This window comes from Cytophagales bacterium (assembly GCA_019456305.1).
Classification (GTDB): Bacteria; Bacteroidota; Bacteroidia; order Cytophagales; family VRUD01; genus VRUD01.
Genome location: VRUD01000003.1, coordinates 89,179 through 99,186, shown reverse-complemented (window position 1 = coordinate 99,186; position 10,008 = coordinate 89,179). Strand labels below are relative to the sequence as shown.

General features: G+C 36.8%; 11 protein-coding genes and 1 tRNA gene. 6 read left to right on the top strand and 6 right to left on the bottom strand.

The annotated features are described in order from the left end of the window. The 4 genes from FVQ77_01260 to FVQ77_01245 form a co-directional block, all read left to right on the top strand. Positions 1 to 1,009: T9SS type A sorting domain-containing protein (locus tag FVQ77_01260; GenBank protein MBW8048972.1), on the top strand; the 1,009-nt coding region annotated here is incomplete at its 5' end. 475 nt (positions 1,010 to 1,484) lie between these two features. Then, positions 1,485 to 2,993 (top strand): T9SS type A sorting domain-containing protein, encoded by a 1,509-nt coding sequence (locus FVQ77_01255; protein ID MBW8048971.1) that lies wholly within the window; start codon positions 1,485 to 1,487, stop codon positions 2,991 to 2,993. A gap of 135 nt (positions 2,994 to 3,128) precedes the next feature. Continuing rightward, entirely contained in the window at positions 3,129 to 3,452 is a 324-nt protein-coding gene (locus FVQ77_01250) for a hypothetical protein (protein ID MBW8048970.1), read from the top strand. Then, positions 3,445 to 3,651 (top strand): hypothetical protein, encoded by a 207-nt coding sequence (locus tag FVQ77_01245; protein MBW8048969.1) that lies wholly within the window; start codon positions 3,445 to 3,447, stop codon positions 3,649 to 3,651. Before FVQ77_01250 ends, FVQ77_01245 begins: the two co-directional genes overlap by 8 nt. Positions 3,652 to 3,731: 80 nt before the next feature. On the opposite strand, the gene FVQ77_01240 is transcribed toward FVQ77_01245, so the two are convergent. The 6 genes from FVQ77_01240 to FVQ77_01215 form a co-directional block, all read right to left on the bottom strand. Next, positions 3,732 to 3,803: transfer RNA gene (locus tag FVQ77_01240), tRNA-Cys, on the bottom strand. Between the two features lie 146 nt (positions 3,804 to 3,949). Continuing rightward, on the bottom strand, positions 3,950 to 4,654 hold the full coding sequence (locus tag FVQ77_01235; GenBank protein ID MBW8048968.1) for an SDR family oxidoreductase: 705 nt from the start codon (positions 4,652 to 4,654) through the stop codon (positions 3,950 to 3,952). A 23-nt stretch (positions 4,655 to 4,677) separates the two neighbouring features. Further along, positions 4,678 to 4,914 (bottom strand): hypothetical protein, encoded by a 237-nt coding sequence (locus tag FVQ77_01230; GenBank protein ID MBW8048967.1) that lies wholly within the window; start codon positions 4,912 to 4,914, stop codon positions 4,678 to 4,680. Between the two features lie 24 nt (positions 4,915 to 4,938). Continuing rightward, positions 4,939 to 5,286: a hypothetical protein gene (locus tag FVQ77_01225; protein MBW8048966.1), complete on the bottom strand. Its 348-nt coding sequence runs from the start codon at positions 5,284 to 5,286 to the stop codon at positions 4,939 to 4,941. Between the two features lie 33 nt (positions 5,287 to 5,319). Beyond that, positions 5,320 to 7,140 carry a M2 family metallopeptidase gene (locus tag FVQ77_01220; GenBank protein ID MBW8048965.1) on the bottom strand — a complete coding sequence of 607 codons (1,821 nt, stop codon included), beginning with the start codon at positions 7,138 to 7,140 and terminating at the stop codon, positions 5,320 to 5,322. Between the two features lie 164 nt (positions 7,141 to 7,304). Continuing rightward, entirely contained in the window at positions 7,305 to 7,613 is a 309-nt protein-coding gene (locus FVQ77_01215) for a hypothetical protein (protein ID MBW8048964.1), read from the bottom strand. 227 nt (positions 7,614 to 7,840) lie between these two features. Between FVQ77_01215 and FVQ77_01210 the strand changes: the two genes are divergently transcribed. After that, the gene (locus FVQ77_01210; GenBank protein MBW8048963.1) at positions 7,841 to 8,989 is read left to right on the top strand and encodes a glycosyltransferase; all 1,149 of its coding nucleotides are present in this window, start codon (positions 7,841 to 7,843) and stop codon (positions 8,987 to 8,989) included. Next, positions 8,979 to 10,001, top strand: a complete 1,023-nt coding sequence (locus FVQ77_01205; GenBank protein MBW8048962.1) for a dehydrogenase — start codon at positions 8,979 to 8,981, stop codon at positions 9,999 to 10,001. Before FVQ77_01210 ends, FVQ77_01205 begins: the two co-directional genes overlap by 11 nt. The last annotated feature ends 7 nt before the right edge of the window (positions 10,002 to 10,008 follow it).

The window sequence follows — 10,008 nt, the reverse complement described above, 5'->3', positions numbered from 1 at the left end:
TTATGTATCATACGCCTGTGCGTCATTGGACAGATTTGATGGGGAGATGAACTTGCCGAAATTCATTGATCCCGCTTGCCCCTCGCCACCATTGTGTTCAGTTATAGATACAGCACTTTCAGGGGATATGTATGGCTTGGGAATGGGGGCACCGGATCGCCCTTTAAATACAGAAAATCATCCGGGTTACAGCTCAGAAATTCACATGGCTGTTAATCTCGGTGGTGCTCTGCCTGACTCCACCTGGTTAGAAGTCGGAGATGTGCCAATGGTGGGTTTACACAATGTAGATGATCCTTTTGCCCCATATACTACGGATTGGGTTATTGTTCCTCTTACGGGTAAACTTGTAGTAATAGTTAGCGGGAGCCACGATGCCATCAGGAGAGCGAATAGGTTAGGCAATAATGATATTTTAAAAACTGTTACATGGAGTGATCCTTTCTCAATACGTGCGAATACTGTTTTAGTATCCCATTTGGGAGACACTATCCCGCATCAGGAGAATATTGAAGGTTTGTTTCCATTAATTTTGCCTACACCTTCAAGTCCAACCTGGGAGTGGTGGGATCCAACCAATCCAATTGCATGTACAACAAACGATCCGAACCTGTCTAAAGTAATAAGTTTGGCATATATTGATACGGTCATGGGTTATGTGAACCCACGTATTGTAGTAGCATTAGGACTTGATACAACTGGAGGGAGATACATATCAGAAATTTTTTCTTGTTGTGTTAATGCTATTGAAGAAAATATTGATCCAGGCTCCATCACCATCTACCCCAACCCAGCGAACACCTCGCTGACCATCCACAGCAAGGATCCTTCAGACCCGATCCTTGTCATAGAGTTGTATAATGCAACAGGCCAGATGGTAAGAAGAGTGTTTAATGTAAATATAACCAGCAGGTATGCGCTCAAAAGGAAGGGGCTGCCTAATGGGCTTTACATGATCAAGGTGAAGACGAAAGAGGGTAACACGATGAAGAAGGTTGTGTTTGAGTAACCCCGGTTGAATATAAAAAAATTCAACAGGATAAATGTTGTTAAATTCATCTTTTAAGGTGGGAAATAAAACAAAAGCTCCATTAATATTGGGGCTTTTGTTGTTTTTTATAAAAACCAGCTTATTCTTTGATTAAGTGTCATATAAAATAATTAATGATGATAATATAAAGGGCATTTTTTAGTAGGATGGGATTATGGGAGTCCCACTTCCCGTGGGGCTCCCAATCAAGGGATTGGCAATCCTTTATTCGGAGCCCCACTTGGAGTGGGACTCCGAGAGTCGGACTCCCAATAGGGGATTATGAATTCTTTTAAAAAAAGTATATTTTTTCTTGCATATGAATTATTACTTTAATAGCTCTGCACCGTTTTTAAATTCACCTCATTGGCAGCGGGATGAAGCAAACTTAAATAATTATCCAATGGGGTAAACCACCAATCCGCCAACTGGCGGAGAGGTATAAACCAAGTTTATGATGAAAAAATCACTATTTATTGCTGTATTTGTAATAGGTACATTTACAGGCAATCTCTTTGCCCAGCAAAGATACCTGGATGAAGTATTTACAAGTGTAACGGTAACATCAAATGATACTTTTGGTAATAATTTAGCCTTGGTAGGTACTGATACAATTCCACAAGATTTATTGGTGGATATTTATGAGCCGGATATATCGTTAGCAGATACCCTAACAGAAAGACCATTGATCATTTTTTTGCACACAGGCAGCTTTCTATCAACTGCGTTAGTATGCACTGGATCAAAGACTGATAGCGCTACTGTTGAAATGTGCACTCAATTTGCAAAAAGAGGGTATGTTGTAGCAGCAATGGGTTATCGCCTTGGCTGGAATCCTTTTGAACCACTACAGCAGGAGCGGCTCAGGGGTTTGTTAAATGCTCTCTATCGTGGAATACAGGATGCTAGAACCTGTGTCCGGTGGTTTAGGAAAAATTATGAAACAGGTGGTAATACTTATGGTATTGATACATCTAAGTTCATAATGTTTGGACAAGGCACCGGGGGATTGATATCTTACGGTTGCGCAACTTTAGACAAATTCCAGGAAATGGGGTTGCTTAGATTTTTAGATTCTACCGGCCAATCGGTTGTGGATACCTCCCTTTCGGGTGACATGTATGGCTGCTGGAATCGACCGTTAAATATGGAAAATAATTGTGCTTACAGTTCAAAAATCCATATGGCAGTTAGTTATGGAGGCGCTTTACTAGATACCAACTGGTTAGAAGCTGGTGATGTGCCAATGATTGCTTTGCACAGTCCAAGTGATCCTTTTGCCCCTTATAAAACAGGAGTAGACACAGGAATAGTTATCTGTCCTATGATGTGCCAACATGTGGTTGAAGTGCATGGCACCCACGATGTTATTAGAATAGCGAATTATTTAGGAAATAATGACGTTTTATTGAATGGTTCATTTACTGATTGTTGGTCAAATCGTGCGGATGCAGTAAATGAAGGTGTCCAGGGCGTGTTTCCAATAGTTGTAGGTACTGCGGGAGAATCAACTGTTGAATGGTGGGATCCTGCCAGCCCTGGTTGTAGTCCAGATCCAGATATGAGTAAATGCAAAGGATTAAATTATATTGATACGATTATGGGATATGTGAATCCACGTATTGCATGTGTTTTGGGTTTGGCAAGCTGCAATTATTCAAAAGCATGTCCTTCTCAACCTGTATGCATTACTGGCATAGAAGATGAAATCTCACTAAACAATCAAGTAACCATCTACCCCAACCCAGCGAACACCTCGCTAATCATCCACAGCAAGGATCCTTCAGACCCGATCCTTGTCATAGAGTTGTATAATGCAACAGGCCAGATGGTAAGAAGAGTGTTTAATGTAAATATAACCAGCAGGTATGCGCTCAAAAGGAAGGGGCTGCCTAATGGGCTTTACATGATCAAGGTGAAGACGAAAGAGGGTAACACGATGAAGAAGGTTGTGTTTGAGTAACCTCACCCCCTACCCCTCTCCTGCCTGTCCCGATTTTCTCGGGGAAGGAGAGGGGAGGCTGAATAAAAAAGCCCCGGTATTGTTGGGGCTTTTTTGTTTGCAAATAGTGAACGTTTTCGTTAAATTTGCGTTTAAGTGAATAGAAAAGAATATTTTCAGTGGCTTGGTTACGAGTTTAAAGATAGAATCCGTTATTTATTTGAAGTTGATAAAGGAAAAATAATTGACCTTATTGTTCAACATGAATCTTTAATTGATGATAATTGGAAATCAATAGTTAGATATGATTGTGCGCACGGTTTTTTTCACCGGGATGAAATGTTTGCTGATGGTAGCCAAAAAAAGGTGAGGATAGAAATTACCGATCTTAATATGGCTCTTAACTATGCGGGACAAGACCTGACAGATAGATGGAAATGGTATAAAAACAGATTTTTAAATAATTTGAAACATGACTGAAGAAGAAAAGATAACTAAGGATATAAAGCAGGGGTTTGAGTTTGCAAAAGAAGTCCTTAAAAACCCAAAGCTATTAGACAAAATTCCTAATGGAGCTTATATAAGTTTCCTTGATGATGATACTCCTGTTATTGAAAAGAAAGTGACAGCGGAAACAGTTAAGTACATTAAGGTAAAAAAGCAATTTGAAGTTCTCTAAGTTCCTGTAAAATCAAGAAATAAATTAAATGAATATTATCAGTAATTATTGGAATTTCAGATAATTATGAACTAACATTGAGGTCGCGAGCGGATTCGAACCGCTGTAAGAGGTTTTGCAGACCTCTGCCTAAGCCACTCGGCCACGCGACCGTTATGATCATAGATTATAAAATCAAGAAAAAACAAATCTATATTTTGCAAATTTAACGATTTTTAACATTGCAAAAAACAATAAATAAAAAGATAAATTATTCTCATCTAGAATGAATGGTAAGAATATACACTGTAATAACCTATCAATCCCACGGATTGGTAGCCCAAACAGTCAATTCGGGGATAAAGCCGCGATCATCCATTTCCAGTGCTGACTTTATGGTATGGGCAATTTCAATGCTTCTCAGCTTATTGCGAACTGAAGCTCGCTCTACTCTTTGCGGGTCTCCAAAGGCAGTGGTTACTTCACTGGGGTTGATGAGCATTACGCGAACGTTGTATTTTCTCAGCTCGGCCTGCCAGCATTGGGTCATCGCTTTGAGGGCAAATTTGGAGGAGGCGTAAATGGTTCCTCTTTCATAGCCTTTATTGGCTGCTGTTGAACCAATATTGATAATGTGGCCGTAGTTTTGTTTTCTAAATATTTCTGCGGCTTTTTGTGCCATTATAGCAGCACCAAACACGTTTACTGCATAAACTTTGTGGAAGTCGTCAAGTGTTAATTCTTCCAGCTTTTTAGAAGTACCAATGCCGGCATTATTGATCAAACAATCAAGATTCCCATATTTATCTATAAACTCTCCAAATGTCCGTTTAACGGCAGCTTTTTTAGAGACATCAGCAATGATAGGAAATGCGCCTGTTTCTTTTGCAGCATTTTGCAGCCTTTCTTTATTTCTTCCGGTAATGGCGACCTGTGCTCCGCTTTCTACTAATAGTTTGGCCGTTGCTTTTCCTATTCCCAGACTCCCGCCAGTTATAAGTATTTTGGAATTTTTTAGTCTCATATATTTACAAGTTATTATTAATATTATAATTTTGATATTATCTTTTGAAACTCCTTATAGGTCATTCCTATTGTTTTTAGATTCGTATGAATGTGTAATCCCGGCACTTCTTTCTTATGACCCCAAAATGTGACTGGTCTTAATAAAGAGTCATCCTGTCTATCCCAAATTTCGTGACTTGCTTCTGTACGCACATAAACAAGTCCTTGGTTTTTAAGAAATTTCTTAAACTTTTTTGTTGGGATAGGCTGAAGGGGCATAAACAAAAAACTTAAAGGACAAGTTTAAATAGGTATTCTTACTTTTTCTTTAATAATATTTTCAGAGTTTTTAAATATAACTAAATTTTCATATGACAATTTAGGAGGTTCATAATTTACAATAGGCGATTTCCTTAATGACCAGCCTAGTTTTAGGAGTAGTTTTTCAAGGGTACCCTTTCTATCGGTTTCTTCAATGAAAATTTTCATTGAAGTTTCGAAGGAGTGTTTAGCCTCAGTAGTCGTATCACCGTAGCCAGATAATTCCAATGCAGGGCAATAGGCAACATAGCAGTTACGTTCCTTTATAATTCCAACCTCAACTTCGATCAAGACGGATTCTTTTGTACTGGAAATTTTATTTGTAGCCATTTAGTTTATATTAACGCAAATTTATTAGATTTGTTATGGTAATGTTTGCAATGTATGTACCCTCCCTTCATTTTCTTTTTTCAAATACTTCATTAAAGGTTCAAAATAATCAAGCATTGCTTTTGCACTGAGATCTTCACCTGTTTTTTCTCTTAATAATACTTTCCAGTCTGCGCTTGCTCCGGGAGCCATAATACTTTTCAGGAATTCACCGACCTGTTTGTTTCCATAATAATTGGTAGCGTGGGGGTCTTGCTTCAATATATTTTTTGCAATATGATCATGCAATTGAAATAGTAGAATACTGGAAATAGCATAATCATAGTATTGTGCAGCATCATTGTTAATGTGTGTTTTGGAGGCTGCGTCACAAAATGACGGATTATCAATCCGTTCTGCAGAGGGAGGCGCTATTCCCTGGTATTTGGCTTTTAGTTCCCACCATCGTTTATTAAATTCATCTTCGGGAAGATCTTTAACGTACAGGTCATGTTCAAATCCAGTCATTACACCACATGAAAAAGGAATAAATACAATAGAACCGAGGGCCTCTTTTAATAATGTCATCATTTGATCGGTTTCAATGTCTTGTGGCATCAATTCCAAACCAATCATAAAGGGCTCCTGTGTAGCAGCAAGGCCCATCAGGCTACCTATCGCTTCGTGATATGCCCTGTTGGCGCCTCTTCTCAACAAAACAGGCACGTCCGGATTGGTATAGGTGAGATAATAATAAATATGCCCTAATTCGTGATGTGTAGTTCCATACCATCTTGAATTAGGAATTACACTCATCAGGCTGCGCACATCATTTTCCAGATCAAGGTGCCAGGCAGAGGCATGATTGTTTTTTTTATAATCTACCGTATCCGGTAGTGGGTATAGGCTTGATTTCTCATAAAAACTTTTGGGAAGCGGATCAAATCCAAGGCTGATGTAAAAACGTTCGGCTTGTTTTATAAGCCATTCAGAACCTTTTTCTTCCAAAACATTATCCAGGTCTATTCCTTCAACTTTAACTATTGCACCCCAACTCTGGCCCCACCTGTTGGGCAACCAGTGGGCAGGGATCATATCGGGTACTTGTCCAATTCCGTATTTTTGTGCCAATTCATAGCGGGTATAAGTGTGTAATTCGGTGTATAAAGGCCAGAGCTCTTTTAACATATACTGCATCCACTGCATCATTTCTTCTGTGGTCATGCCATATTCAGATACCTGGTAGGTGAAATAATCATGGTAGCCCAAGGCTTGTACGGTTTTGTTTCTAAGATCCCGCAGGTTTGTTAAACCCTGCCTGAGCGTTTTGCCAACCTCTTTGCTTGCCTGCCAAGCCTTCAACCTTTCTCCCAGGTCATTTTCTGACTGTAGAATCTCATCAATGTCGTTGGTTGATACAGATTTACCGGCAATTTGAAAATCAAAACCGAAAAGTTTTTCATTCTGTTCTGTTTCAGCTTTGATCCGCTGCATTACAAGATCCTCAACAGTTTGTGGTTTGTTTGCAGCTTTGTACAAGATCACCTCAAGCTGCTTAATTTGCAGGGGGAGCAGCTTGTCTTTTTTTTCAAGAAACTTTCTTGCTTTTTCGATGTTTTCTTTGCTTCCGGTAAATCGGGCAAGGGCTTCATTTGCCTTGCGGGTAGCAATAGCATTGGTAGAATCTCCTTCAAGGATCATTATGTTAGATTTCCACTCTGCTTCGTTAGATTCATAATAGAATTTTAGGTATTGAGTAGTGTAACCATCAATGAAATTCTGGGTGTTTTCCCGTATTTTTTCATTATTCTCTTGTTGAGAATTACAGGAGATCAATAAAAACAGGGATAAAAGGATTTTTATAAATTTTTTCATACTGAAATTTTTATTTTATGCAAATATATGAAATTTGATAGATAATTATTACGGAAAATTATTTGCGTCTGGATCTTTGACCTGCTCCATGTTTACCCCGTTATCCCGAGTAGAGACGCCCAATTTGGGCGTCTCTACTCGGGATTATTTAACGGGGCGCTGTGCTAATCACACCCTGCAAAAGATTCTACATCAATATAATATACTGAAAAATCTGCAAAAGCCTTGGTTTGTTCTATATAAATTGAATAATCTGCAAATGCTTTTTGTTCAATTAAGTACCATAAGCCGCTTTTATCCGCAAATATCTCACTGTCTTCTTTATAAACTACCAGGTCAGCAAATGCTTCTGTTTCTTCAATGTAAACCGAATAATCAGCAAATGCTTTGGTTTTTTCAAGATATACACTGCCATAGATTTTGCAGACATCTACGTTTTGTGCGCATACATTATCTGTGATAAAGAAGCACAGGAGCGTTAAAAATATAGATGAAAACATATTCATTTTTAAAATTTGAGTCCACTCTAAAAAATCTCACAAACATAACCATTTATTTTTAAAATATTCGGGGATTTTTTGATTTATTCTCATAAAAACACTATTTTAGCGGTGATTAATAATTATTAACAAAACTTAAGAAAAAATATTCCTGAATTATATAATTGTATTCGTATTTTTGGTGATTAAAGAAAATTTCTGTGAATAAAAAAATTGTAATTATTGGGTCAGCATATCCGTTACGCGGTGGTTTAGCTACTTATAATGAGCGTCTTGCAAAAGAATTTATAAACAATGGTGATGAAGTAATTTTATATACATTTAAATTACAATATCCTTCTATTCTTTTTCCTGGAAAATCGCAATATTCCGAATCCCCTCCGCCAAAAAATATTAATATTAAAGTTGCTATTAATTCTATTAATCCAATAAATTGGATTAAAGTTGGAAGGAAAATTAAAAAAGAAAAACCTGATTTAGTTATTATAAAATTCTGGATTCCTTTTATGGGGCCTTGTTTTGGCACTATTTTAAGAAAAATAAAAAAGAATAAACATTCTAAAATTATTTCAATTATCGATAATATTATTCCTCATGAAAACAGACCTGGGGACAGAACTTTTACGAAATATTTTGTAAAGCCAGTTGATGGTTTTATTGCTATGTCAAAATCGGTTCTTAAAGAAATTGAAATATTTACCAATAAACCTAAAGTATTTACCCCACACCCCCTCTATGATAATTTTGGGGAAATTTCATCAAAAGAATCTGCTAAAAGCAAACTCAATTTAGATAAAAATTTCAATTACCTGCTTTTCTTTGGCTTTATAAGAAATTATAAAGGCCTTGACTTAATTATAAAAGCCATGGCAAATGACAAGATGAATGACTTACCTGTAAAACTTATTGTAGCCGGAGAATTTTATGAAGATGCTGAGCCTTATTATGAGCTTATAAAAAAACTTAATCTACATGACAAAATAATTTTAAGAACTGATTTCATTCCTGATGAAAAAGTAGCCGATTATTTTAATGCTGCCGACCTCATTGTTCAACCCTACAAATCAGCTACTCAAAGCGGGGTAACGCAAATTGCCTATCATTTTAATAAACCCGTTTTGGTAACAAATGTTGGTGGACTAGCTGAAATAATACCACATGGAAAAGTAGGTTATGTTGTTAATATTGACCCAGATGATATTACTCTTTCAATAATTGATTTTTACAAAGAATCAAGAGAAAAAGAATTTTTACCCAATATTTTAGAACAAAAAAAGAAATATTCGTGGGATAAAATGTTAAATGTTATTTTTGAGTTAAATAATCAATTTATACAAAATGATAATTAGAAGCAAAGCCCCATTAAGATTAGGTTTAGCAGGAGGTGGGTCTGATGTGGCGCCTTATTCAGATATTTATGGCGGCGCTATTCTAAATGCTACTATAAGCATGTATGCATATGCCTCTATAGTTCCACGAGATGATAATAAAATTGTTTTAAATGCCATTGATAAAAATGAATACTACACTTACGATGCCGTAACTGAACTTCCTATAGATGGTAAGCTTGACTTAATTAAAGGCATATACAATAGAGTTATTAAAGATTATATTAAAAAGCCGTTATCATTTGAACTTTCAACACATGTTGACGCACCCCCTGGTTCAGGTTTAGGAACGTCCTCAACACTTGGAACAGCTGTTTTAGGAGCTTTTTCGGAGTGGCTCAAACTTCCGCTTGGTGAATATGATCTGGCTTTTTTAGCCTACCAGATTGAACGAATTGATCTAAACATGGCTGGAGGAAAACAGGACCAATATGCTGCTACATTTGGTGGTGTAAATTTTATGGAATTTTATGAAAATGATAAAGTAATTGTAAATCCTCTTAGAATTAAACAGGAAATCTTAAACGAACTTGCATACAATCTGGTATTGTATTATACAAAAACATCCAGGCTTTCATCTGAGATAATTGAAAAACAAAGGCAAAATGTTATAAATAAGAAAACATCCTCAATAGAAGCCATGCATAAAATAAAAGAACAGGCCATTTTAATGAAAGAAATATTATTAAGAGGTAAACTTGAAGAAATTGGAAATATTCTTGATTTTGGCTGGACATTTAAAAAACAAATGGCAGAAGGAATTACAAATCCAGATATTGAAAACATATACAATATTGCGATGAATGCAGGAGCTACCGGCGGTAAAATTTCAGGTGCAGGTGGCGGCGGATTTATGTTTTTTTATTGTCCCGGTAATAACCGACATAAAGTTATTAACGAATTATCAAAATTAGGGGGTTATATTAAACGATACGAATTCGAAAAACAAGGTTTAACAACATGGACAATTTAAATTAATT

What these genes read in the sequence shown, in the direction of transcription:
- FVQ77_01230 (MBW8048967.1), bottom strand. Translation starts at nt 4,914, where the DNA reads ATGCCCCTTCAGCCTATCCCAACAAAAAAGTTTAAGAAATTTCTTAAA.
- FVQ77_01235 (MBW8048968.1), bottom strand. Translation starts at nt 4,654, where the DNA reads ATGAGACTAAAAAATTCCAAAATACTTATAACTGGCGGGAGTCTGGGA.
- FVQ77_01205 (MBW8048962.1), top strand. Translation starts at nt 8,979, where the DNA reads ATGATAATTAGAAGCAAAGCCCCATTAAGATTAGGTTTAGCAGGAGGT.
- FVQ77_01220 (MBW8048965.1), bottom strand. Translation starts at nt 7,140, where the DNA reads ATGAAAAAATTTATAAAAATCCTTTTATCCCTGTTTTTATTGATCTCC.
- FVQ77_01245 (MBW8048969.1), top strand. Translation starts at nt 3,445, where the DNA reads ATGACTGAAGAAGAAAAGATAACTAAGGATATAAAGCAGGGGTTTGAG.
- FVQ77_01255 (MBW8048971.1), top strand. Translation starts at nt 1,485, where the DNA reads ATGATGAAAAAATCACTATTTATTGCTGTATTTGTAATAGGTACATTT.
- FVQ77_01225 (MBW8048966.1), bottom strand. Translation starts at nt 5,286, where the DNA reads ATGGCTACAAATAAAATTTCCAGTACAAAAGAATCCGTCTTGATCGAA.